Here is a 26,479-nt window from a genome sequence, read left to right on the forward strand (position 1 = left end):
AGTCTTTGGTGCACAATAAAAAAACATCCATCCGACAAATTTTACAAACAATTCCAATTGCAACTCCATTATATCACCTTAATTGACATATACATGATCAAAAAACTTGAATAATCATACTTTTCACTTCAAAAAATATACCTTTTAGTGGAAAAGTGTTTTCATGCTTTTGCTCTTAGAACGCTTCCGAACTTATGTAAAAAAAAGCTCCAGTTCTCTTTTTATAGAGGACCGGAGACTTCCTTACAATGCGCTGAACTACTGTGCCGACACGGGATGAATGACATCTCCACCTTCAGACGCGCCCTTTTTGTCATGCATTAACAGACTGAGCAGCAGTCCAAGAAGGCCAAGCGCTGCAATCACAGCGGCATAGAGCGGCACTGAAAGCAGTCCCGTGTGCGTAATGGCAAATCCGCCAATATAAGCTCCGGCCGCATTCCCCAGATTAAATGCAGAGTGGCTCGATGTCGTTGCAAGCAGCGGAGCTTCTCGCGTCATATTCATAATACGAATCTGAAGTCCAGGCATAATGCCAAAGGCCGCAACACCCCAGAAAAATATGGTGACTACCGCCAAAAATGGATTGTGCAGCGTCAGCGTTAATGCAGCGAGCAGCACGGCAAGAATGCCAAAGTTAACGATAAGCGAAGGCATAAGCTTCCAATCTGCAAGACGGCCACCGACCATATTCCCCAGCGTCACTCCAAAGCCAAACAGTACCAGAATCCAGGTAACGTTTTGTTCTGCAAAACCGCTAATATCCACCAGCATTGGCGTAATATATGTGAAAACCGCGAATAAGCTGCCGCAGCCCAAAGCACCGATAAGCAGCACTAATAACACCTGTGGGCGGATTAAATTGCGGAATTGCTGTCCGAGGTCAGCCGGTGTTCCTTGCGGAATAACCGGAATAAAACGAATAATCCCCAGCAGTGAAATGATGCCCAGAATGGTGATCGCCCCGAACGAGGAACGCCAGCCGAGCTGTTGACCGATAAACGTGCCAAATGGAACACCAATAATATTGGCAATGGTCAGCCCGGCAAGCACTACCGATACAGCGCCAGCTCTTCGATCGGGTGTCACCAGCTTGGTTGCCATGATTGACCCCACACCAAGGAACGTACCATGAGCAAATGCCGTCAGGATACGTGCCGAGATAAGCAGCCCGTAAGTAGGGGCAATGACTGACAATGCGTTGCCAACGATAAAAATGCACATCAGCAGCACCAGCAGTTTTTTCTGCGGAATCTTGTGCGTAAATACCGTTAGTATTGGCGCACCTACGGCTACACCAAGTGCATAACCCGTAATTAATTGTCCCGCTTGTGGAATGCTCACATCTAGATCAGCTGCCACATTAGGCAGCAGACCCATAATGATAAACTCCGTCATGCCAATAGCGAATGCCCCGATTGTCAAACACAGCAGAGACAAAGGAAATGCCTTTCTTTTGCCAGGCTCTGAAACGTGTGACGTCCCCCTATGTTCTGCCGATGTATCCGTTGATTCTTCGTTTAAACGTCCTGTCCTGCTCATGATGTGATCTCTTCTCCTGTCTTTCATATGTCTATTGTTTTACTCTGTATTCTTTTGTTTTGTATTTTTTTTGTTTTTCGTTCTGTTTTCTTACTTTGACTATGCTTTATTTCTTCTGTACGCCATGACCTGCCGCTTTCAGCCATAACGCATCATTTAATCGATCAAACGTATCTCTCATCGCCAGCCTGTCCTGCCAATGTGAAGGAATTCCGCTGCGCCCGTAATATGCACCCGCAATCTGACCATATACCGCACCAGTTGTGTCCGCATCATCTCCCAAATTCACTGCCCGCAGCAGCCCATCCGAAAAGCTGGATGATTTCGCAAACGCCCACAGCGCAGCTTCCAGAGAACGTACCACATAACCGCTGCCCTGAATCTCTGGCGGCTCTTTATGCTGATATGATCCCATAACCACTTCTTCAATCGCAGGCGAAAAAGACGATCCCTTCTCCGTCCGCCAGCGCTTCATCGTCTCTGGTGCCAGCATATCGGTCTTCTCCGCTCCATGAAATCCTGCCACAAGAACAGCTGCCAGCACTTCGCAGGCCTCTACACTTTCTACAGCCGCATGTGTTGTCCGGGAACTCAGTCCTGCATAACGAACAGCATCTTCCGGCTGGTCAGCATAAGCCATAGCAATCGGAGCAAGTCTCATAATAGAGCCGTTGCCTGCTGTCATCGGGTCCGTTGATCCACTGTAGGCTTCTCCGGTTCGGGCAAAACGTTCCAGTGCACTTCGCGTAGCTCCGCCTATATCAAAGCAGCTGCCCGTACTGCTCATATACCCCACCTTATACCAGTTCGTGTATCGGCGCATCTGATCCGCAGGATCGAAGTCCTGCTGACGCACCAGACTTTCCGCCAGACATAAAGCCATGGACGTATCGTCGGTCCACTCCCCCGCTTTTAATCCAAAAACGCCGCCGCCCACCATATCGGTAACAGGCTCAAAACTGCCAGGGCTGCTGAATTCAACAGTAGTGCCCAGCGCATCTCCCACGGCAAGTCCGATCAGACTTCCTTCAAAACGATCTCTTTGCAGCATATTCCACTTCCTCCTCTGCTCCTCATGCTTCTACCAATGGCCTCATTATACTTCCAATGCATTTTTTACGGCTTCGCGCACGCATTCTCTCATTTTCCCACATGTTCTGATGCGGCGTAAAGCGAATAAAACATCACAAGCTTATTCAATTCTTTCATTCATTATAAGGAACCCTATATCGAGCGAAGCTGCAGTATCTCTTTCGTGAAGACGGCCCTGCTGCTCCCATCCGTGAACGCATGGCTATCCTTGAAGCGCATTCTGTTCATCAGCAGATAATACCCGCTATCAAGAACTTCAAGGGTACAGGCTGTCTACTACCGCACTCACTTGACTTGCCATTCAACCTACGGATGCAGCATATAATCCAACCAACAGTATCATGTATACGACAAAGAGCCGGGAGGAACCTATGCACGGCAGCTCTGTTCTTTCCAGCTCTTCATGTCGTCAAGCTGCATAAAATAAAACAGCGTCTTTCCCCTTTGTAAGGAAACACGCTGTTCACTATGATGGATGATCTAGTCTATTCATTCATAATCGTGTTCACCGAAGCATACACCATCGGAAGGAATCCTTCAGAAGGTTCACCAACCGGCGCATTAACATGGAAGATAAATCCATTTCCGTCCAATTCTTTGACGATAACATACTGCGTCTTCTTCTCGTTCTGCGACATCATGAACAGTCTCGCATCTTTCATAGGTCCGCTGCTGAGCTGTTCACCTGTTACTTGTTTTACCTCTCCGGTCTTCGATAATTCTTCTTTCGCATTCATTTTCAAATTATCCAGATTGAAATCCGCAGGCAGTTTCTCGATCCCTACCTTGTACGCGGGGTTAACCTTCATCGTTAACTCATGTTCTTTTGCATCAAAAGCCATGGGCTCCAAAATATAAAACGAATATCCCTCAGCCTGTGCCAAGGCTGCCGGCCGTTTCTCGGTGATTCCTTCCACAGTGACTTCCAGCTCTGACGTTTTGGGGCGATCCGAGGTTACCGCATCTTCCTCCCCAGCACCACTGTTATCCTTGGCAGGTGAGCCAATTTTCGTAATTCCGGTGAGCACCAGCTGTTTGGTCGATGCATCCACCGATCTTTCTACATATTTGAAACGAACCGAATCCTCATCATCGATATCATCTAATGACTTCTGCATCTCTTCCTCTACCTGGAAGGACATTGCTTGGTCCTTCACTCGAATCTCGACCGTATGTGGATCTGCCCAGCCAGTCAGAATACCCTCGGCTTCGATGACATTACGTTCTTCCGTCTGCTGCTCCGGTACTGGTGACGACTCTTTCGTATTGTTCACAGATGGCTGAATTTCGGGTGCAGTGCTCCCGCAAGCCACAAGCGAGAATCCCATTAGCAGTACCACCAGTGTGGTGCTTACCTTTGTTGTATTCCCTTTTCGCATATGAACACCTCCGTTAGCTTATACGCAATGCTGCTTATCCATGCCGCTGTACACGTGGAATTAACCATGCCTCACACAATCACTTCCATAACAGAGCAGCCTACCCATCGCCGCTCCTGTGCAAAGACTAAAGATTCGTTCTATTTATACAGCCTCGCTTAATATTACTTACACGGAAGGCAGACAGCTCAATCACGTATAAACGGTATTCGTGGGCCTGGCTTCCATCCTCAACCTGCTTGATCCAGCTTCACCAATTGTGCATGAGCCGCGTTAAACGCTTGAGTCTGCAGGTTGAATTGTTTTCGCACTTCAGCCAGTTTGGCGTACTCTTCATTGCGTGTCCGAATAGCACGTTTAATTTGAGCCAGATTTGGTTTCGAACTTGCGCGCATTAGGCCGTACAGCTTCTCTTCCGCGTCCAGACTGTGTCCGTAAGAGGCAGTAAACAGCTCAAATGTTCTGGCCCTTGCCTCATATTGATCCAGCACTTTTCCCGCGTGGGCAAGCGTCTCTTCTTTCTCAATGGTAAGTTCCTTAAGAGAATGGCGCAGCGCTTCGGTTTTCTCATCCGTATCCTGCATTTCCTTACGGGTCTTCTCCAGCAGTGCTCTTCGTTCCTGAATATGAGCTTGTGCTTGATCCAGCAGTGCTTCAATATCGCTATTTTTATTCTGGCCTTTGCTTAAAATGGATTTATATAGTGCCATATCCTCTTCTTCATAGCGAGACAATTCCTTCAGACTTTTGTCAATCCCCTGCCCCCCCTGCACCAATCGATCCACCTGGTTGGCTGCAGGCTCCTGCGGCTCTCCACATCCGCTAAGCAGAAGCACAAGCAGTAAGCTGCATGCTGCCAATGCTATTTTTTTACTCGTTATTACCATTTGTTCTCCCTCTCTTACCCTAACCGTATAAAATTCCTATGCCTTCGTCTTGCTGAAATTATATGCATTTTATTTTCACAAAAGTTACATAAGGCCCGATCTTGTTTGTGTAATGTTTGCCGTTCATCCATTACAGACGAGTATCATGACTGAAATTGACAACCCAGTGGGCATCCGGATCGTACACTTCGAACTCATAACCCCGTTCTTCCAGCAGTTTCATAATGCGCGGCAGCGCCTGCACCGTCTGTTCCCGTTCATGCATCAAAATAACTTCTTTATCCCGGTGTACACTGCTGCTCACCCGGTCTACAATTTTGTCTGGCTGACCTGGAAGATTCCAGTCCAGTGAGTCCGTTGTCCAGTCCCACATTTTGAATCCTGCCGCCGCGATATTTCCCCTGAAAGCTTCACCGATCTGCGGACTGCTTCCATAAGGAGCACGGATAAGATGCGGTTTGTATCCGATCAGTTTCTCTACCTTTTCCTGCTCTTTTTTGAACTCATTCACAAAATTAGCGGAGCTTCCGCTTTTGTACAGCTTTTTATAGTCATGGGTCATGCTGTGAAGCCCAGGATAGCTGCCTTCTTTGTACAAACGTTTCACTGCATCCGGGTGCTCATTCAACTGGCGTCCAACCATGAAAAAGGTTGCCTTCGCCTCATGCTGTTTCAAAATATCCAGCAGCTGATCTGTAAATTTACTTGGCCCGTCGTCAAATGTTATGTATGCCACTTTGCGAACCTGCCCCAGAAACCGTGCCGGTTCCTCCTTCGCCTCCGGTGTAACCTGGATCATACCCAGCTTGGCTGGTTGTTCAATTACAGCAATGGGCGGCGGGGCTGCCACCGATTTAATCCAATGAGTCATACCGATAAACGCATATGTTAATCCCGTAACAAGCAGTATCAGCAGCATAAGCGCCGCACTTAATCTGCCGTAGCGGATTTTTCTTCTTCTATGGGTTTGTTTGCGACTTACGCTGCGAACTGCATTTCCATACTCTCGCGTTGTTTCTTGTTGTACTCTCACGACCTGGCCACTTCCTAACTTTCATTTTTTCCCGATGAATGGAATATTCTCTCGATTCATGTCTATATATAGAAGATTAATAGAAAACCAGGCTCTGTGAATGACAGAATAGTTACAAGCCCGGTTACAAATTGCTTATCTCTTGCTTATATTCCTCTAACTTCGCAGTACAGCTGCACTCATTCGTAATCTGGCATTCTTTCCGCTGTGGACATCTTCCCTGTGCTGATCTTCTACTGTATAATGAGGTGATTTAGGTGATCTTATTTTTTATTAAAGGAGCTGCACCAATGACAAGCCTGAACCGTGTCGGCAGATCCATTTATGTGTTATTTGTTGTCGGCATAATTGCAATTTCATTCTCCTCTATTTTTGTACGCTGGTCTGACGCAGATGTTGCGGTCATTGCCATGTATCGCTTGTTTTTAACCAATCTGCTTATGCTTCCGTTCATCTGGCCGCACAGACATGAGATGATGCGCCTGAATTTCCGCCAGTGGATCTTACTGATCGCTTCCGGCGTGATGCTGGCCCTGCATTTTCTGCTCTGGATGGGATCGCTCAGATTGACCAGTGTCGCAAGTTCCACTGTGATCCTTGCTCTGGAGCCCATTCTGATTCTCGCAGGTTCGGTATGGCTGTTCAAAGCCAAAATCAACCGCATGATGCTCATTGGTATGGGTATTGCTCTGCTAGGGTCCATCATCATTGGTGCTGGAGATTTCCAGGTGGCAGGCACTGCGCTGCAGGGGGACATTCTATCCTTGCTCGGCACGATGGCGGTAGCTGTGCATATGCTTTTGGGTCAATTTTTGCGAACAGGACTCAGTGCATTTTCATATAATTTCTGGGTGTTTCTCGTCGCAGCCTGTACGTTCGCCGTTTACAATCTGGCCATGGGTCATCCGTTCGGGGGTTATGCGGCTTCAGAATGGGGGATCTTCCTGCTGCTTGCTATCGTACCTACGATCTTCGGACATTATCTATTTAACTGGCTGCTGCAGTATATGAACGCGACGACTGTATCGATGGGTGTTCTCGGAGAACCTGTATTCTCATCCCTGTTGGCTTGGGTACTTCTGGGAGAGTCACTGAGCACACTTCAAATGTCAGCTGGTGTCGTCATCCTGTTCGGCGTATGGGTCTTCATTCGTTACGGCAAAACCAAACCCCAGCCCATTCCGGCTGATGCGCCCATCACGGCTTCAGGTCCTGTTGAACCTAAAATAGTATAACAGCTTTTCATTGATTTAACTTTATTTTCTAAGAAAATGATATGGATGGATAAACAAACACCGGGGCGCGCATGAAGCAGACTCCGGCTGCATTGAGTACAGCTTATTACATATGAAGGCGGTGTGTTGTTATGAAAAATATTGTATCCATGCGCTGGCTGCTCGCCAGAATGTACGAACCAGATGTCGTCATCGCAGATTGCCGTTTCCTGCTGGGACAGCCCGATGCCGGGCGGCTCGCTTATGAAACTGGACATATTCCGGGGGCCGTTTACCTTGATCTCGAAAAGGATCTCTCTGCCCCAGTAACCGAGCATGGCGGGCGCCATCCGCTCCCTGATCCGGCTGTGCTCGCAAGTCGTCTCTCCAAAGCTGGCATCGGCTCCAATAGTCGGATTGTTGCTTATGACGATCAAGGCGGTATGAACGCCTCGCGTCTGTGGTGGCTGCTGCGTTATATGGGTCATGAACAAGTATATGTTATGGACGAAGGTTTCACCGCTTGGCAAAACGCCAAGTTCCCGGTGACAACGGACGTACCGGTACAGATTCCGTCTTCATTTGACGTGAAGCTGCAACCGCAAATGCTGGCAGGTGTTACGGATGTGCAGCAAGCATCAGACAGCGGCAGCGCCGTGCTCATCGACTCCCGTGATGCCCGCCGTTATGCGGGGCTGGAGGAACCGATCGATGCCAAGGCCGGACATATTCCGGGAGCGGTGAACTATTTTTGGAAAGACGTGCTTGGTGCAGATGGTCACTGGTCTGGTGTTGAGGCATTAGAAGAGCGGTTCGTGAAGCTGGGGAAAGATGATGCAATTATTGTGTACTGTGGCTCAGGTGTCTCCGCCTGCCCGAACGTGATTGCGCTGGAGGAGACAGGATATACGAATGTGAAGCTGTATTCCGGGAGCTGGAGCGACTGGATTAGTTATGAGGAGAATTCGGTGGAGACGGGGGATGATAGCTCGACTTAAGCTTGAATGTATAAATTGGGCGATGGCCGCATGGAGTCTAAAAGCTTCAGGCGGCATTTCACTATGCTTGTACAATCACAATCGAGGGATGAGCAGGAACATCTCCTTTTAAAGACTCTATATAGCTTTTAGATAAACAAGTACATCAAAAGGTTATATAAGGTTAACAAAATTTATGCTTTTTTTAGAAAAACAAAAAAAGCCCACTAACAAGGGCTTCTGTAGTAAGGTTTGATAATAATAGATGAGTATTATTCACTGTTTAATTTTATCTACCCATTCTCTTTCGTTCCATATATATGGATTATTTATATTTTGATTTTCTCCTCGGACAGTGGAATCGTAACTATCCTTTCCAAAGGTGTACCAGTCTGCAATCACTAATTTCCCATTCATATTTTGTACCAGAAATTCAGTAGGTTCAGCATAGCTCCCTACATCCTTCGTAATACGTGCATTTAATTTTAGATAGAAAAAACTGTTGTCACCTTCAACATAATCTACTTTTTCAGCGCCAATCTTGATTTCTTTTATTTGATTAGAGGTAAGGTTATTTTTGCGAAACAGATTATGTTGTGAGGTGATCTTTTTTTCCGTATACTGCTTAAGATTCGGATTATCAATATATTTGCTGACGTCCATCTGAATTCCGTTCCAGATGGACTTATAATATCCTGATAAGGCCTCTGTACATAATTTATATGCTTTCTCGAAATCCAATGTTGACAGATTGTTTGGTTCTATAGTCAAAAAATTAGATGAATCATTAGATTTATTCACACTCAATAAGCTATCTGAAACCTCATCATTTTCGGTATGGTTGTCCCCTACCGCAACCGCAGTTGATTCCTCACTTATCCCCATATTACGTTCAGTCTCTTGACATGCACTAAGAGTAAATACAATAACTAATAAGAATAAAAGATATACACGTTTCATTGTATTTCCTCCAGTAAACTATTATTCGATTCGATGACATAGCAATCAGTCTGAATCCCCATCTGAATACAAAAAGTTTGAGAGGGGGACCATTCCATGGTTTTATTTATAGTACCCAGTCAATTTTATGACTCTTTTGCTCTCCCTTGGATACATTTCTTCCGCTTTTTGGTATTCATTATAAACGTTTTTCGCCGAACGTCCAGTAACCAATGCACCAAGAACTAAATTTGTCAGCCAGATCCCCTATAGAAAGTCTTGAAGCTCGCGACAAACGGGCTTTTTGACTTCCCTGTAAACAAACCCTCTCTATCAGACCGTAATCCCAATTCGGCATTTCATAGTTGCACACCATGCTTTCCGCCTGTAGGACATATGTCTCTTTTTCTGCGAAAACGTTTAAAAAAGCTTTATAATCCAATCTAAATGATCGATATACAACAAATGAGCATCCGCATATCCCATGTTTACATTCTGAAATTGATCTCAGGAATGCGGCACGGGAGAACAGAATCATACATATAACAGGTTGTTAGGAAAAGAGAAAGTTCTGTCTTGTGAACAGACAAGAGCTAACAAAGGAGAAGAAGAGATGAAGGGACGAACGAGTCACAAACGAAACAAGCGCAGCATCTGCGTGAACTTGCTGTTATCTATGCTGTTGTTGATCAGCAGTGTACCACTCTGGCCAAGCAAAGCAGCAAACGCAGCAGTAGAAGGGTCATATCTCTTATCCCTGAACAGACCGGTATATAGTTCCTCATCCCTTGGCGGGAATACAGCCGATCATGCCGTGGATGGAAACAAAAATACCCGATGGGAAAGTGTATGGCAGCAGGACCCTCAGTGGATCTATGTTGACTTGGGCGCAGCGGCGTCCATCTCGAATATCTCGATTGAGTGGGAAAATGCTTATGCATCCGCCTTCGACCTTGAAGTATCAGATGACGAGGTGAACTGGAAGCAAGTATATTCCACAACGAAGGGCCAAGGCGGTCTGACGGAAGTCGAGGTTTCTGCCAACGCACGATATGTGCGTTTGTTTAGCCACGAACGGGCACAGCAAGCCTATGGTGTATCTCTCTACTCGTTCGATGTTTATGGAACGGGTGGAGCAAATTCTCCTCCAAAACCGGTTGCCGCCAACCTCGCTCTGGGTAAATCGGTCATGGCATCATCAGAAGAGATTGATGAACCCAGCCGCTCCGCCGAAGACAAGGCCAAAATGGAGAAACGCAATTATGAGGCGCGCAATGTGACGGATGGTGATCCAGGCACACGCTGGTCTTCCATATACAAGGATCAGGAATGGATTGTTGTGGACCTTGGAAAGCGTCATGAAATCGGAGAAATTTCTCTACAATGGGAGAATGCGTTTGGACGTGCTTATGACATTCAGGTATCCAACGATGCAAAGCAGTGGACTACGCTGTACCGGGAGATACACAGTAACGGCGGACGAGATGACATTGCTGTATATGCAGAAGCCAGATATGTAAAGTTCGCAGGGCTTGGCAGAGGTACAACCAACGGATATTCGCTCTATGCTTTTGATGTATATGAGTATATTCAAGGTGATGAAAAGCCGGTCTACACCATTCCGGCTATCCCTGAGATGAGCTCAGTACAGGTTGGGGCTGGCAGTTATGCCATTAACGACATTACAATGCTGCAGCCGAAAAACCCAAAGAATCGTACAGCTGACATCACTGCCCCGATTCCATCTAATGACTGGTGGCAGTCGATTCTTGTTTCGGATTTAGGAGATGGAAACAGTCTGGTCACGCTGCCGTTCAAAAACCGATACACCAAGCAGGGGCTTCATATTTTGAACCCTGGTGCTGGATACGTTTCTGCTGACGGCAGCTCTATGGATGCCGATGGTGAAGCTGACCTTATCCTGACAACAAGCAGTATGAACCCAGCCAAGGTTAATACCAAGGTGGCAGGGTACGGGGATTACTCCGCAAACATCACCATGAGTGATGATGACACGGCGAAGGTCAACACAACCTTTGTCAAAGGCTCCCCTTTCCTGTACAACACGTTCGAGAACCCGGACACGATCCTGCTCCGTTCACCGAACATCACACGTCTCTTTGATGATCAAGACCGCGAGATTGTGCTGCAGGACGGGGAATCATGGACAAGCGATCATATCGGTGTAGAAGTCACCAATCAAGACAGGGCTCCTTCGCCGCAAACCTTTACAAGAAACTACGGCCTTTATGCGCCTGAAGGAACCACATTTATAAAGCTTGGCAATACACTTAAGATCAAGCTGGGATCAGGCGAAAATTATTTATCGCTAGCCACCCTGCCGAATGCATCAGAATTAGCATACTATTACCAGCATGCCTATGCTTTTGTAACGGATACGAAGGTCGATTACGACTATAACGAGAGCACTTCCCAAGTTACAACGACCTTCAGCTCCGTTACACAAACGAAGCGTGCCAACTTCTCTGCGAACACATTAATGGCTTTGTTCCCTCATCAGTGGAAACTTGCAACTACTCCACTCACGGAGCTCACGTATCCTTCCATTCGTGGGATGATGAAAGTGAGCGAAGGCAATAGCTTTACGACAAAGGATCGTTTCTACGGTATTATTCCGCAATTTGTAGAGCCGGACGATCCGACATACTCACGCGCGCAATTAATCAGTTATCTGGATCAGCTTGATGCAGATACGTCGGGTAATTTAATGAGCGAAGATCCATACTGGCAGGGGAAAAAGCTTCATCCGCTTGCACTGGGTGTGCTCATTAGCGATCAGCTTGGGGATCACGAACGTCGGGACCACTACCTGTCCCTGTTAAGAACCATTTTGACCGACTGGTACACCTTTTCACCGGATGAACGTCTGCACTCCTATTATTTTTATTACTCGGATCAATGGGGAACGATCTTCCCTTATGGGAGCGGGTTTGGTGTCAACACCGGACTGACGGATCATCATTTTACGTATGGCTATTACGTTTTTGCATCTGCGGTGCTGGCCATGTATGATCCAACGTTTGTAGAAGATTATGGCGATATGGTTGAACTGCTGATCCGGGATTATGCCAATCCTTCGCGTACAGACAATCAATTCCCATGGATGCGTAATTTTGATCCTTATTCAGGTCATTCCTGGGCAGGAGGTTATGCCGACAATCGCAGCGGAAACAATCAGGAAGCGGCAGGTGAAGCTCTGTTCAGTTGGGTCGGACAATATATGTGGGGCGAAGTAACAGGGAATAAAGCCTATCGTGATACAGGCATCTGGGGCTTCGTCACCGAAGAAAAAGCGGCCGAGCAGTATTGGTTCAACTATGATGGGGACAACTGGCTGGAAGGATACAAACACGCTACCGTAGGGCATGTATACGGCAGTGCTTACCTGTATGGCACGTACTTCTCCAACGACGCAGAACATATTTACGGCATTCACTGGCTGCCGCCGGCGGAGTGGATGACCTATTACGGCCGTGATCCGAAGAATACTGCCGCACTATACAACGGGATGATCAAGGATCTTGGTGGTCAGCAGGAGCGCACATGGCAGCACATCATTTGGCCCTTCCAATCCATCGGGGACCCGCAGGCTGCTCTTGCGAAATGGAATACAAAAGACATGCAGCAAAACGAAGTCTTTAACGCCTACTGGTTCATGCATAGTATGGCATCCACAGGAACACGTACAATGGATATTTGGGCTGATTCTCCGGCAGTAACTGTCTACGAAAAGGATGGCGTCTACACGGCACAAATCTGGAATCCGTCGGATACCACCAAGACGGTTCGCTTCTTTAATGCGAGCGGGGCTTTGGGTTCGGCTGCCGTCTATGCGAAGGCTCAAGTGAAGGTCAATCCATTGGAGCATACGGTAGTTAAGCAGCCGGATGCTTCACAAGGCGTCACTTATCTGGATCGCAGCGCATGGACGATCACCGCCTCTTCCAGTTCGGAAGCAGTGAAACGCATGATTGATGGAGATTTGGCCACCCGCTGGTCATCTGGACAAACGCAGCAGCCTGGAGACTGGCTCCATATTGATCTGGGCAGCGAGCAGATGATGGACACCCTTTTCATGAACTCCGGCAGCAGCGGGGGTGATTATGCCCACGGGTATGAAGTTTACGTTTCGAAGGACGATGAGAATTGGAGCAAGCCGATTGCACAGGGAACAGGCTCATCTCCGAGCATGTCCGTCGATTTGGGGATGCAGAGTGTACGTTATATTAAAATTGTATTGACTGCTCCCGCAGACAGCTGGTGGTCCATCTCGGAACTCAAGCTCGCCCGATTTGGTAAATTGGCTCAAGCACCTGAACATCCAAATCCAGCCCCGCTGCCCGATCGGTCAACTTGGATCGTGACTGCTTCCTCCACACAAGGAACGGATATCACGGCTCATATGCTGGATGGAAAAAACGAGACGTTATGGACGAACGGGAGAAAGCAATCCAAAGGACAGTGGATCACGATTGATCTTGGGCAAACGAGTCTTTTTGATGCGGTAGAACTGGACCCGGGGAACGCCAAGGATGACTATCCACGACAGTATCGCATCTTCGTTTCCGATGACGGGCAGAACTGGGGAACATCTATTGCTGGAGGCGAAGGCGTGACAGGACGTCTCTCCATCACCTTCCCTGAGCAGGAAGCCCGTTATGTGAAGATTATGCAGACGGGTGAATCCGACCAATGGTGGTCGGTTTCTGAGTTGTTCGTTCAGCACTATGGAACAGGAAAACAAAAACGTCTCCTGCCAGATGGATGGTCCGTCACAGCGTCTTCTGGTGATGAAGCTGCAGCGGCGATACTGGATGGCTCGGACCAAACACGCTGGACTTCCGGTCAGACACAAATAGGTGGTGAGTGGCTTCAGCTGGATCTGGGCCATTCACAGACGGTGAACCGGATTGTACTGGATAGTGCTCATAGCAGTGAGGATTATGCTCGCAGCTATGAAGTATTCACCTCACTGGATGGCATGGATTGGGGTAAAGCTGCAGCTGCGGGTGAAGGGGAAAATGCCGTACTTTCTATTGCTTTCGCTCCCCATGAGGCTCGCTATATCAAGATCGTTCAGACCGGAACGGATTCTCACTGGTGGTCTGTATCTGAAATTGCGGTTTATACCTCTGATCAGACGCCATGGACACCTGGAGAACAGGATGAGCTGCTGCCTACCGAACTGGATCGGACGTCTTGGACAGTTACAGCTTCCACGTCTGAAGACGTTAGCGCACTGCTCGATGATGATCTGAACACACGCTGGACCTCTGCGTCCGGACAGCAAACAGACCAGTGGATTCAGATTGATTTGGGGAGCATCCAAAATTTTAGCCGGTTAACTATGGACTCAGGCAGCAGTACGAATGACTATGCCCGTAGTTTTACAATCTTCACTTCAACGGATGGAGAGCAATGGAATTTAGTTTCAGATGCTTTGGGAACCGATCCTCTAATCTCCGCGATGTTCACGAACCAGCAGGCACGATATGTCAAAATTGCTTTGACTTCGGACAATGCTGAATGGTGGTGGTCTATTGCTGAGTTGAAGCTGTACCGATGATACGCTGAATTATAAAGCATCCATCTTGCGCGAATTAAAAAACATGAATCTAAGATTTAAATATCGTTCATGCAGCCAACCACCCCTCTCCCTTAATTTTGCGGGACAGGGGTGGTTTTTGGTAATAACCCGCTTCTATTGTTGGATTCATGATAACCAAAAACCGTGATGGACCTGTCCACCACGGTTGAATAAAGAAACATTATTGCTATTTACTTAACGAAACATTTGCTGTTAGGGTCTTGTCGATCGTCGTCCAGTTTACATAAGCACCTAGTATTTCATTAATAATAGAAACTGGAACTACGGTTTCGCCATTTAAAAGCTTAGGTACTTTAGTATTAAACACTAATTTATTGTTAATTGAATATACATCTGAACCAATTTGAGCATTTATATTTTTGGAACCTAATTTGATTTTCGTTGTACGCGTCTTAATATCCCATTCTACTGTTCCGCCCAACAGCTCCGAAATGGTTCGAATCGGTACGTAGAACTCATCGTTATGAACAACCGGCTTGATTAAGGTACCACCTACATTCATTGCAGCGTCAACATATTCAAGAAAATCAGTCTTTCGAATGAGTCCATGAACCCCTTTGGTTCGGTCTACGACCTGAGATACTTCATAATCCGCTGCGGCCGATAGGTATGCATAAGCCACACTTCTATCCATATCAAGCTTATCGGATAAAAATTGAATCGATTCACGTACTGATTCTTTCATGGCTTCATCCAAATCAGGATCCAGTCCAATTGGGATCCAATAATCCTCTGTTTCAGCAAAGGGCTGCGTGAATTCTCCACGATGTGGTATTGATGGATCACCTTTCTTTAACACTGTTAACCGAACTGTACCTCTTAAGGATGCTTCCAATGCAGTTAATGCTACTTCTCCATCTCCTTGAGCAAAATGTGGATCTCCAGTATAGAATAGCCCGCCTTTAACTTGAATCGGATAATAAATAGTTGAACCAACACCTAACTCATTAATATCCATATTCCCTCCTGTTTCAATAGGCGGGATAGAACTCACAACTTCACTGGTATTTGGCGCAACCCCCATAACACCGAGAAACGGGTTAATTGGGAAACGTACATTCTTGCCAGCTTTTGTTGGTAATAAACCATACCAATTGCCGTTGATTTCTTCAATAGGCGTAAAGATAGATACATTATTATATAATTCCGGTTTTGCCGCGCCAGCTCCCTCTTGTGGACCTGTATTTTCTGGAAATTCGTTAGGGAGGGCACCTTTACCATGACGGTTAGAAATAACACCATAGGGAACTCGAGTCTGCAGCGAAAGGACTTCTACTTTAAGGACATCTCCTGGCATCGCTCCCTCAACCGCTACTGGTCCAGTGATAATATGAGGTCCGTCTTTTACATAATCATGTTTAATCTCAGAAGTCGCAATTACCTTCGCATCATCCAACACTCCATCAGGTGAGATACCAAATTTGCCGAAGTACTCCACTGGATTTCTCCCTTGATCCTCGATCAGTCCCTCATGCGATACCGTGTCAAATGTTACAGCACTTCCTGATGGTACTGTAAGAATAGGAGAGCTATCTCGATTAGGCAGTGACCCCCAGCGAATGTTCTCAATCGCAGACGTTACATAATAATCACCTTCTACCTTATCAAGGGTTGTTGGCTGCAGCGGCATACTCAAGCCCACTGAAGGTAGAGCAAATGTAAATATACCAACAATCCCTATTGAAACTCCAAATCTCCTAACAGCTCGGTTAATAAACATGACGTCCCCCCTCTATATAATGTTATATTATGTAACTCATAAAAACACATTACCATATAAGTATATGAACAACAATACATTTATGTAAATAAAAATCACATTAAAAGATATAAACCAAGAAAAAAACCTATGAATTCAAATTTACGTCAATATACCTGACATAAAAAAGCGACGTGATTTAAATACATTTACTAAACTTAAGGACCTTCAGAAATTTGCACAATCGAAATATTGAACTGAAGCGACTGGATCAGTTATGAGGAAAATACGGTGGCGACGGGGTAGAATAAAGACTAAAGAGCCCACGTCATGCGAGGGCTTCTCTGTGCTTGCATTATATTGATGCACCATTTTTAGATACTTACATCACTTACTTCTGTAACATTCAGGTTGAGCTTGTTTTTTCGGCATAGTTCGTAAAATTCGTTTGAAATGATAGGTTTGAAGATATTTATATGGTCCAGCATAAAAAACTCATGGTCGCCAATTCGCTCCTCATGCAGGCAGATTCGAGATACAACTTTGACAGTCTTACGTGGGGGCTGCTTTAGATAAACTGATGCACGTCATTGCAGTCTATGGAACACCGAATGCAACCAAGACTGGAGGACCAATGGTACGCTGGTACGAGGTGGAAGGTAAAGTCCTGGTATTCGAAAGCAGCACTAATTTGCGCAGCGCTTACTATATCTCACAATTAACACGAGGAAAAACATCTGTGATCCAATCCCGTTTCCAAATATGGAATCGGGATTTTTATATCTGTAAAATGGGAAAATGCCTACCACCAACACGGGGTTGACTTTGAAGTGTCCGAGGATGAAATTCATCTAGCCATTCGTGTTTTCTACGACCTCCGTTCTGCTTCCTCTATATTTAGCGGAAGTATAACAATAAATTGTGTATATTGAGAAGATCGACTTTCAGCAAAGATTTTTCCATTATGCCCTTTGACAAGCTCCTTGACAATGGACAACCCAAGCCCACTGCTCTTGGATTTTCTAGATGGATCACATACATATAACCTATCAAATACAAAGGGTAAATCCTTTTCAGAAATCCCACGTCCATTATCTGTAATTGTAATTTTCACTTGCTCTTCCCTATAGCTCATTGCCAGCTCGATTAAGTTTCCACCACTATGTGTAATCACATTCTGAATCAGATTGTTGACGATACGACTGTAAGCATTTTTATCCACGTACATACACAATTCATCACTCGGAATATCAAGTTTATATTGGAAATGGTGCTTATCAAAAACCGTAATCCATCCTGCCACAATATTACGTGTTAACTCATAAATTTCCACCTCTTCAAAATGAAAAGTTTGTTCTTTAGCATCTAGTTTAAACCATTCAAACAAAATATCTATGTATTCCTTCAAGTCCTGTGCCTTAGCCCTTGCAATTTGTATATATTCATCTTTTTCCACTCCATCAACAATGCCTTTATCTATAGCTTCTAAATAACCCAGTAATGAGGTAAGTGGTGTTCTTATATCATGGGAGAGGCTTGTCATTAAGAGTTTATTCGATTGTTCTGCCTTTTTTAAGCCTGATAGCTTTTCATTATTAATTTTTACAATTTCATTTATTTTATAACAAATTTGAGTTGAAATATCATGGTGAGGTATAAGCAATCTTCGATTCGTATTCCCCCGAATAATATCTTCAAGGACTAGCATCATTTCAGATAAATTGCTTCGTAAACGATAGATATAGAAGAACAGATACGTTACGATCAGAGCCAAAACCATTATAACTACATTTGTTAGCGACATGAGTACCATTATCATACCTCCGGATTAAACCTGTAACCTATTCCCCAAATTGTTTCAATATAATTGATTTCTTTATTTGCAGCTTCTAACTTTTTTCTGATTTTACTTGTATACGCCATTATGTTTCCATCATCAAAAGCATATTGATCATGCCAAACTTGAATATACAATTGTTTTTTAGTAAACACTTTTCCTTTGTTAGCTGCAAGATAGTACAATAAATCAAATTCCTTCGGTGTTAATGTTATAGCTTTTCCATGAATAGAAGCTGATCTTGCCAGCATATCAATGAGCAGTCCACCCTTAAAGGTTAACTGCATGGTCTCTGGTTTGATTGCATAGTTTAGCGCTGTATATCGGCGTACAAGTGCATCAACTCTAGCTAAAAATTCATTAATACTAAAGGGCTTAGACAAATAATCATCGGCACCTAGTCTAAGACCGTACACCTTGCTGCTTTCCTCTACTCTAGCTGTGAGCATTAATACCGGAACACTGCTCGCTCTCCTGATTTCTGTAAGAATTTCAAAGCCATCAATTTCTGGCAGCATGACATCAAGTACAACGAGTTGATAGTCCTGTTCATTCAACATAATTAAGCCTTTTGATCCATCATGGCAGTAATCTGCTTGTGTATGCTCGTTATTATCCATACAGCGTTTAAGGAGCTGACATAGCTCTACATCATCATCTATAATTAAAATTCGATTTTGTTTAATGGGAGATCCCCCTCTACTTCGTAAGTACAGCTTCATTAACTTCATCAGAAATGATTCCATAAAAACTTTTATAGTAAAACATCTTTTTATCCATTAACTCATTATGCGTCCCATTCTCCACGATTTCTCCATGATCCAGCACGTAAATATGATCCGCTTTTTGAAGAACATTAAGTCGATGTGTGATCATTAGTAAAGTGACTGGTTCATTATCTAAATTAGCGAATATTTTTCTTTCTGTAATTGGGTCTAGATTGCTTGTAGCTTCATCAAAAATAATTATTGAAGGTTTTGAAGCAAGAGCCCTTGCAATTGCAATTCTCTGTTTCTGTCCTCCAGAAAGATTCTGTCCATTTTCACCCATGACCGTTTCTAGCTGCAATGGCAGACATTTAACGTACTCTTCCATTTCAACCTTCTGCAACGCAGCATATATCTGTTCGTTAGACATTTTTCCTGTGAAATCTATATTTTCTCTAATTGTACCATTAATTACTAAAGGTGTCTGTGTCACGACGGCAACTTTTTGGTAGAAATGCTCTTTATTAATTTCAACAATATTATAGTGATTGATTGTTATTATTCCTTCATAATTGTGTAGTGCATTCATAATTAGTTTGGTTATTGTTGTTTTTCCACTGCCTGAACTACCGACAATCGCAACCTTTTGTCCGGCTATTACTTTTAAATTAATATTACGCAAATTACGATCCTCTTTACGTGAATAACTAAAATTCACATTTGAAAACTCCATGATTTCAAATGTATTTACTTCTACAGAACCTGAGGGTGGAATATCACTGTAATTAAGCAATTCTTTGACACGTATGAACACCTCTTTTAGCGTATTAAGTTGAGGAAGCATAGTTGATAATGCGCGAATTGGATTGATAAAAAAAGCAGACAAAGCAATAAACCCTACTAGTTGTCCAAGCGACAAGTTACCAGAAGCAACTAAGCCCCCTCCTACCGCATACAATAACAGTGACGTTACTATATTTATAGAACTAATGGCCGACTCCATAAGATCACTGGTTTGTGTCCGTTCCTTATGAAGAAGTATCGCTTTAGAATAACCTTGATTAAGATTATCAAACATGATCTTTTCGATTCCCATGTTTCGAATCTGAATAATATTGTTTACCAAATTAAATAATTCACCTTGTAGAAGCCCTTGGTTAGCCATATATGTACTGGTCTTTTTTTGCACTACCCCATTGAGCAGCAGAATGATAGTAAGCTGCGCTAATGTTACAATGCATACAACAAGTAATAACGATGTTGATAGATTAAACATGGCTATTCCACAAACAATCGCTGTTACAACATCTATACAGACAGTAACCACAACACTAGATAAAAACTCATTTATCATACTGATGTTATTGAATCTGTTCACAATGTCCCCGGATGTGTGGCTTTCGAAAAAACGTGTATCTATTTTAAACACCTTTTTCAACATTTGAAGAATAACATCTTTATAGAGCAAGTTTTGAATCATAAGAATTAAACGTTTTCGTAACCAAGCAACGCCGAAATATGTCACAGCAATAAGTAAAACAGCACCTAGAATATTGCTAACATTAAACGCTGCATTGTCTATGCTTAAAATATCTATTATATTCTGTATGATGCTGGGGATAATCAATACGATTAACTGGGCGGCAACTGTTAGTAAGATACTAATAAGTATTTTAACCCAATCTAATTTAAATTTTATATTAGCTGATTTCTGTAGAGGAATTTCCCTTACAGCTTTGCTTGGTCGAATCACCACAATGATACTTAAAAATTGTTCAACAATTTCTGAAAATAAAAGTACTCTTTTTCCTTTTGCAGGATCTAACACTTGGAATCCATGTCTGGTTTTCTTCTCTATTACAATATAATGATTCTTATTGGAGCACATAATAACGGGTAAATTATCAATTAGATTTTGTTCATTGTTGGCATAATTATAAGCTTTAAATTGAAAAAAATGCTGTTCGGCTATTCGCTTCAAATCTTCCAACGAAATCCCATCTCTACCTACATTAGCAAGTGAAGATATTGCTGTTAAATCTGAACGATAGTGATAATAATTAAATACCATGGTTAAACAAGCAGTTCCGCAATCGGTCATTCCTAATTGCCGAATTAGCCTCATTTTTTTCATCATTATAATCACACGCCCCTGAATTATTATAGATTAAAGACGACCTGCTCAAGAAATCCATGAGACTGGTCGTCATATAACCATTTTATTCACGTATTTAATTAAACCCCAACTGAAATTACAGATGGCAGCGATGGCTTAACCATTTTTAATAAAGAATAGCCTATACCAGAAGTACCCACCATAAAGCTGGTATTCTCATGAGAGTCAGGCAACCCGCACCTCCAATGCCCTTGTTTAACCATGACTGCAATCTCTTTACTTACATTTTCACATAACTTCATTAAATCAGATTTATTATAATAGCTTGCATACTGAAGTAAAATCTCCAAATTACCTAAATCGCCATGGCACAAAGAATGATCTCCACAAAACCCTTTCGAAATCGTAGTGTTAGCAGAAGTTGTTATATCCTTTTCAATCCTATCTTTAATCGAAGGAGGTACAAGTTCTAATATCTGCATTCTGCCTAATAAGATTCCACTTGCGCCATGACACCAAGCAACAGGATACAAACCTAACTCATCATTGGATTGACCATCGAATACTCGCTTGTCTCCCCAATTTTGTTCTTGTGGATTAAATAATGCATCTTCATAATCTATTGTTTGCATCGCCGCCTGAAGGAACTCTTCATTAAGGGTGAATTTCCATAATCGCAGCAAAGACATTGCAATTCCAGTAGAACCATGCGAGAATCCTCCTAAAGGATTACTTGCTTCTGACGGAAGCCATCCTATTCCTTCGGGCAGCTGAATTTTATGCTTCAATAACTGCATTCCAGCTCGAATCGAAGAATCAAGATATTTTTGTTCGTTTGTCATTTCATAAAGATTCAAAAGAACTTGAATCGTACCTGCGCTTCCCATCATTATGTCGAAACTCTCATCAGATTCAATTAGAAAATCTACAATTTTAAAATGTTTTTGGGCATAATCTAAATATTTTTTATTACCTGTTATTGAAAATAGCAATTCAAAAGTGTACATCAACGAAGCTTCACCAGAAAATGCACCGTTACTCTGGCTCGGCAGCATAACTAGATTTTCTGTTACTGTATCAGAGTAATTAAATATAGTTTGGTCCAGCGCTTCACATATCGAATCATACTCACCGTCGTGTGTCATCATTTTGAGTGCATTCATAAACACCGCAATACCAGCAATCCCTTCATACAGATAAAAAGTCATCGGAGCTATATTCCACATTGTATTAGATGTGCCCATCAGTGAAATATTAATCCAACTTACATCCTTCCCATCTCTGTTATAAATCGCCTTCTTCATAATATCCCTTGCAACCGTTTGTGCCGCTTCAATATAGATTGAATTATCAAGGACTTGATCTGTTTCTTGTGCGCAGCTTGATAAGCTGTAATGATGATTGCCTGTTAAATCTTTCGATTTATCTTGAGTATATAATGAAAGTACGATATAAAGAGTTTGCTGCTTAAGATCGTCTTCACTTAATTTCGCGATTTTATCATGCAGCTTATCCATACTGCTGTATTCGAAATAATCTTTAATTCCATCATGGGCAGAACTATAAAGTGTTCTTTCAGAAGAATTGTAATAAAAATAAGGAATATCATTTCCTAAAAGATCCTGGAGTTCGTATTTAGTAATTTCAATCATTCTTTTGTCAGTTACATCAATATACTTATACAAGCTTTTTAAAAAAAGTTCTCTGGCATGTCCATTTTGTAAAAAGTCAGGATGATAGGAAGCATGAAGCATCATTGCATAATGCTGCGTTTCCCTCACAATATGGCGCAGTTCAATCTCTTCAAATAAAACTGATTTTTCTAGAAGCGTACCTTTGTTCTCCATTGCGTATATGTACGCTGCTCTAAATCCTTCAATGATGTACTTAATAAATTTAGAGGGTGGGATAAATTCATCCTCAAGCTTAGCTAAATTTTTATTGGTTGATGTTGTAGGATTAACATACTCATATCGCATCGATGAAGTTTGCAGATCAACAAGTCGAGGAACCTTTATAGGAAGTGCTTGGTTCTCAACTCCATTAATTGCGCTTAGATCAATGCCGTCTTCTCCATTTTTCCCCCAGCTATGATGCGGAAGCATACCTGAATGCAGCACCGAATCAGATAGTTGAGAATAAACAGCATCTAGTGCTGTTTTATCTAGTGTTTCTGGTCGATTATCCATGATCGTTTCTAAGTCAACAAGAACAGGAAATTCATTAGAGGCTATAATATTTTCTAAATGAATATCACTTGTATGCAGGATATAGTTCGCAAAAATTGTAATTCCAAACCGATAGTAGTAACGCTGTAGTGCTTCTATTGAAGAACATGAGCTATACTCTACCTGCTCTACCCAACCATATTGCTCCATATTAATAATTTTGTAATTAAGCATCATCATATTGCAGTTATGTGCCAAATCACTGACAAAGGTTTGATACGCTTCCTCTGCTTTCAGAGAACGAGGCTTATAGATTAATTTGATTTTATTATCTAATTCAAATTTATATACTGCACTGCCACCTTTATGTGAATCAGATACACTAGAACTCATTTTATCAATTTGGTTAAAGCTTTCCCCCCCACATATTTCATCAATAATAAGATCTCTATCCTGCTGTAAACGTTGTAATATAGTAACATAATTAATAACAACTATATTAATACTTTCAAGTACTAATCTGCACAAGCAAGGATAGAAGGATAACAATTGAGAAATGTAGCTCTTATCGCTCAGATACCTGTTTAAGTAATACTCATACTCCTCACTTGAATTATCCCCCTGAAGCATCCCTTCTTCTTTACTGATATACATTTCTAATATAAGTGTTCTTGTACATACATTAGATAGTTTTGCAAAGAGAGTACCGAGAAAGCTCTCCTCTACCACTCGATTCAAAAATTGTATATGGGATAAATCAAGTTTCTTATTAAACCAATACAACCCTAGTTTAAGTAAATCCCCGAACAAAGGTTTAAACACAATATCAGTACTTTCTAAAAAAGAAGATGAAAGCTGCATTTCTTGATGCTCGTCCATCATATAAGCATTATAAATCTCATTTAATTCTTCAAAATAGTTCGGAAGGTTTACACAATAATCTTCTGAGCTGTACAGCATATCTATATCTAATTTCTCATCATCCTTTAAGTAAGTGATGAGCTCCTGTCCTAAAATATTCTCCCAATAATCATATGCTTGATGGTCTGGTTTGTATGAAATTCCGCTGTATTCTCTCTCCCTAATATAGCTTGAATTAATAAAAATTGTATTCATATTTAACTCCCCTTCAAAGTTGCATATAACTTACATTTCCATATTCAAGTGTATACTTTGAAATCTATTCCTACTTCATCATTAGTTTACAACTTGTAGCCACCCTAACTAATGATTGCGATTAATTTAGATAATTCCTATACTTTTAGCAGCAGAAGCTTAAGAAAGGGCACTCTGTAGTAAACGTACAGAAATTACCACATGATTTCTGTTTAGAATAACAGCTGTTATACGTGTTTGGGCTATCTGCTGCACCATGTACTTTATTTAACTCGGCTTCACTTAGTTCGATCATGATATTTCCGGCTGGGTTTTCAAATTGCGCATTTCTTTTCAATGGGTTTCTAAGAGTACTGTTACTCATTTTTAACATCTCCTCATAAAATAGAAATTTATTAGTTAGGGTGTGTACAAATCGTAAACATGTTGATAGTCCATATTGTACATATCTTTCACCTTCAACACCCTAACTTGGAAAATTTAGTATCAAATAAAGGAAGAAATTGTTATTTATTCAGGTAATCTTATCGTATTTGACTAATTTAATTAAAAGATTCTGCTGCATACTCACTGGCTCTGCGGAATCACCAGCCTCAAAAATGCTTTGGTTGAAGAACCGCTCACGAATCTTTCACAAATGAATTGTCGCACTTGACTTGACCATATGTAATTTATATTTGTGATTATTACATTTCGTTGATGCAGCTCATTTTATTTAATGTTTCACGAGTTGTTTTTCTATTTTTTCGACTAACTGGCAGGACCACATCATTTTCCATAATTAAATGATCATACTGAGTTTCTATAATATACTTAAGATTGACAAAGTATGATTTGTGAATGGAAATAAATTGTCGATTATTTAACTTTTCTTCGATTGTCGACAGCTTCCCATAAAAACTGCGAACGCCATTAACAAGAACTATATTAATTTTCTTTCCTCTACTTTCAAAATACATAATCTGCTCTGAGCAAACTTTGTACTTATGGCTTGCTATCTTATATTCAAAATGCTCTTTATCTAAATTCAACAGAGAAATAGATGTTTTTAGAACGTCTAAAATACATTTATATTGAAGTGGTTTGATTAAGAAATTTAGTGGTCTCGTATCAAATAACTGCATAGCATAGCTTGCCTTTTCAGACATATAAACAATTTGAGTGGTATTATTATTCATTTGCTCCCGAATTATCTTAGCAGTCTCTATTCCATTCATTGATTTCATTTCAATATCTAAGAAAATCAAATCTATTTCTTCTCCACTACTTAAATATTTACAAAGATCCATTCCTGAGAGAAACACTTCTACTTTGATATCTATAAGCAAATTGTAACTAGCTTGGTCAAAAATACGTTCTAACTGTGCACTCATTAACCGATCATCATCACAAACTGCTATATATAACACAGTTTATTCACCCTCTCTTTTAAATGGTAACCCTATAAAGATGAGACTAAGTAACAATGCGCCAGAAAGACTGCCTACTGCGATAACATACTCGCCAGCTGCAACCGTACGAGCCCCTGATACCTCAAAGATTGCTGATATTGGATATAAACTATGAATAGGTGAATTTGTAGTAAATACACCAATAAATGAATACACAATTGCGATAGCTGCTGAAATCCAATATCCCCTGCTTAACACAGTTGCAATGGTTATAATTGGGGTAACGGCAACAAAACAGCCGATTCCTTGCAGTAAATATTGCTTAAAATTAGTAATCACAAAATTGATTGTCATCATTCTGCCGTTAAAAATATACTCTGTGCATATTACAACCATGAAAAGCACAACAGACATCAAGAGACTAATTAAACAGGCAGTACATAGTTTTACCAGCATAAGCTTTGTTTTTGAAATGGGGATCATTTGAAGATTTTTCAATGTATCATACTGGAGTTCTCTACATATAATGAAGCTGCCTATTAATGCAAATAGAGGCGGAAAAATGTAATAAGTAAATAAGGATAATGTGCCTTCAGATAGCCATCCCAACGTATTAATATACCTCTCACCTTGGAAATATCTCAGCCCTTGCAGAACAATAATGAATGCTACCAATACAATAGTAATGACAGATATAAGAAGTAATCGGGTTCTTTTTAACTTGTTAAATTCAATACTAACGAGCATATTCAC

General features: G+C 42.3%; 17 protein-coding genes. 3 read left to right on the forward strand and 14 right to left on the reverse strand.

What is annotated here, in order from left to right:
- Positions 1 to 258: 258 nt before the first annotated feature.
- From MKY97_RS20910 to MKY97_RS20930, 5 genes are all read right to left on the reverse strand, one after another.
- On the reverse strand, positions 259 to 1,542 hold the full coding sequence (locus MKY97_RS20910; protein WP_342552195.1) for an MFS transporter: 1,284 nt from the start codon (positions 1,540 to 1,542) through the stop codon (positions 259 to 261).
- Between the two features lie 106 nt (positions 1,543 to 1,648).
- Entirely contained in the window at positions 1,649 to 2,593 is a 945-nt protein-coding gene (locus tag MKY97_RS20915; RefSeq protein WP_342552196.1) for an ADP-ribosylglycohydrolase family protein, read from the reverse strand.
- 526 nt (positions 2,594 to 3,119) lie between these two features.
- Positions 3,120 to 4,013: a hypothetical protein gene (locus tag MKY97_RS20920; protein ID WP_342552197.1), complete on the reverse strand. Its 894-nt coding sequence runs from the start codon at positions 4,011 to 4,013 to the stop codon at positions 3,120 to 3,122.
- A 230-nt stretch (positions 4,014 to 4,243) separates the two neighbouring features.
- The gene (locus MKY97_RS20925) at positions 4,244 to 4,900 is read right to left on the reverse strand and encodes a YkyA family protein (protein ID WP_342552198.1); all 657 of its coding nucleotides are present in this window, start codon (positions 4,898 to 4,900) and stop codon (positions 4,244 to 4,246) included.
- A gap of 130 nt (positions 4,901 to 5,030) precedes the next feature.
- Complete coding sequence (locus MKY97_RS20930; protein WP_342552199.1) at positions 5,031 to 5,933, reverse strand: polysaccharide deacetylase family protein; 903 nt, start codon at positions 5,931 to 5,933, stop codon at positions 5,031 to 5,033.
- A 290-nt stretch (positions 5,934 to 6,223) separates the two neighbouring features.
- Between MKY97_RS20930 and MKY97_RS20935 the strand changes: the two genes are divergently transcribed.
- Together MKY97_RS20935 and MKY97_RS20940 are read left to right on the forward strand one after the other, a co-directional pair.
- Complete coding sequence (locus MKY97_RS20935) at positions 6,224 to 7,168, forward strand: DMT family transporter (RefSeq protein WP_342556409.1); 945 nt, start codon at positions 6,224 to 6,226, stop codon at positions 7,166 to 7,168.
- A 131-nt stretch (positions 7,169 to 7,299) separates the two neighbouring features.
- On the forward strand, positions 7,300 to 8,145 hold the full coding sequence (locus tag MKY97_RS20940; protein WP_342552200.1) for a sulfurtransferase: 846 nt from the start codon (positions 7,300 to 7,302) through the stop codon (positions 8,143 to 8,145).
- Between the two features lie 255 nt (positions 8,146 to 8,400).
- Here the strand turns inward: MKY97_RS20940 and MKY97_RS20945 are convergent, their stop codons facing one another.
- The gene (locus MKY97_RS20945; protein ID WP_342552201.1) at positions 8,401 to 9,084 is read right to left on the reverse strand and encodes a hypothetical protein; all 684 of its coding nucleotides are present in this window, start codon (positions 9,082 to 9,084) and stop codon (positions 8,401 to 8,403) included.
- 592 nt (positions 9,085 to 9,676) lie between these two features.
- Here MKY97_RS20945 and MKY97_RS20950 point away from each other — a divergent pair.
- A complete protein-coding gene (locus MKY97_RS20950) occupies positions 9,677 to 14,650 on the forward strand; it encodes a discoidin domain-containing protein (RefSeq protein ID WP_342552202.1) in 4,974 nt (1,657 codons plus the stop codon).
- A gap of 208 nt (positions 14,651 to 14,858) precedes the next feature.
- Here MKY97_RS20950 and MKY97_RS20955 read toward each other — a convergent pair whose 3' ends face one another.
- From MKY97_RS20955 to MKY97_RS20990, 8 genes are all read right to left on the reverse strand, one after another.
- A complete protein-coding gene (locus MKY97_RS20955; RefSeq protein ID WP_342552203.1) occupies positions 14,859 to 16,412 on the reverse strand; it encodes an acetamidase/formamidase family protein in 1,554 nt (517 codons plus the stop codon).
- An 847-nt stretch (positions 16,413 to 17,259) separates the two neighbouring features.
- Entirely contained in the window at positions 17,260 to 18,204 is a 945-nt protein-coding gene (locus MKY97_RS20960) for a HAMP domain-containing sensor histidine kinase (RefSeq protein WP_342552204.1), read from the reverse strand.
- 2 nt (positions 18,205 to 18,206) lie between these two features.
- The gene (locus MKY97_RS20965; RefSeq protein WP_342552205.1) at positions 18,207 to 18,959 is read right to left on the reverse strand and encodes a response regulator transcription factor; all 753 of its coding nucleotides are present in this window, start codon (positions 18,957 to 18,959) and stop codon (positions 18,207 to 18,209) included.
- Complete coding sequence (locus MKY97_RS20970; RefSeq protein ID WP_342552206.1) at positions 18,928 to 21,072, reverse strand: peptidase domain-containing ABC transporter; 2,145 nt, start codon at positions 21,070 to 21,072, stop codon at positions 18,928 to 18,930. Before MKY97_RS20970 ends, MKY97_RS20965 begins: the two co-directional genes overlap by 32 nt.
- A 98-nt stretch (positions 21,073 to 21,170) precedes the next feature.
- Complete coding sequence (locus tag MKY97_RS20975) at positions 21,171 to 24,335, reverse strand: type 2 lanthipeptide synthetase LanM family protein (RefSeq protein ID WP_342552207.1); 3,165 nt, start codon at positions 24,333 to 24,335, stop codon at positions 21,171 to 21,173.
- Between the two features lie 145 nt (positions 24,336 to 24,480).
- Entirely contained in the window at positions 24,481 to 24,708 is a 228-nt protein-coding gene (locus MKY97_RS20980) for a plantaricin C family lantibiotic (RefSeq protein ID WP_342552208.1), read from the reverse strand.
- A gap of 313 nt (positions 24,709 to 25,021) precedes the next feature.
- A complete protein-coding gene (locus MKY97_RS20985) occupies positions 25,022 to 25,744 on the reverse strand; it encodes a LytTR family DNA-binding domain-containing protein (protein WP_342552209.1) in 723 nt (240 codons plus the stop codon).
- Between the two features lie 3 nt (positions 25,745 to 25,747).
- The gene (locus MKY97_RS20990) at positions 25,748 to 26,473 is read right to left on the reverse strand and encodes an ABC transporter permease (RefSeq protein ID WP_342556410.1); all 726 of its coding nucleotides are present in this window, start codon (positions 26,471 to 26,473) and stop codon (positions 25,748 to 25,750) included.
- Positions 26,474 to 26,479 lie beyond the last annotated feature (6 nt).

Source organism: Paenibacillus sp. FSL R7-0652 (genome assembly GCF_038595045.1).
Classification (GTDB): Bacteria; Bacillota; Bacilli; order Paenibacillales; family Paenibacillaceae; genus Paenibacillus.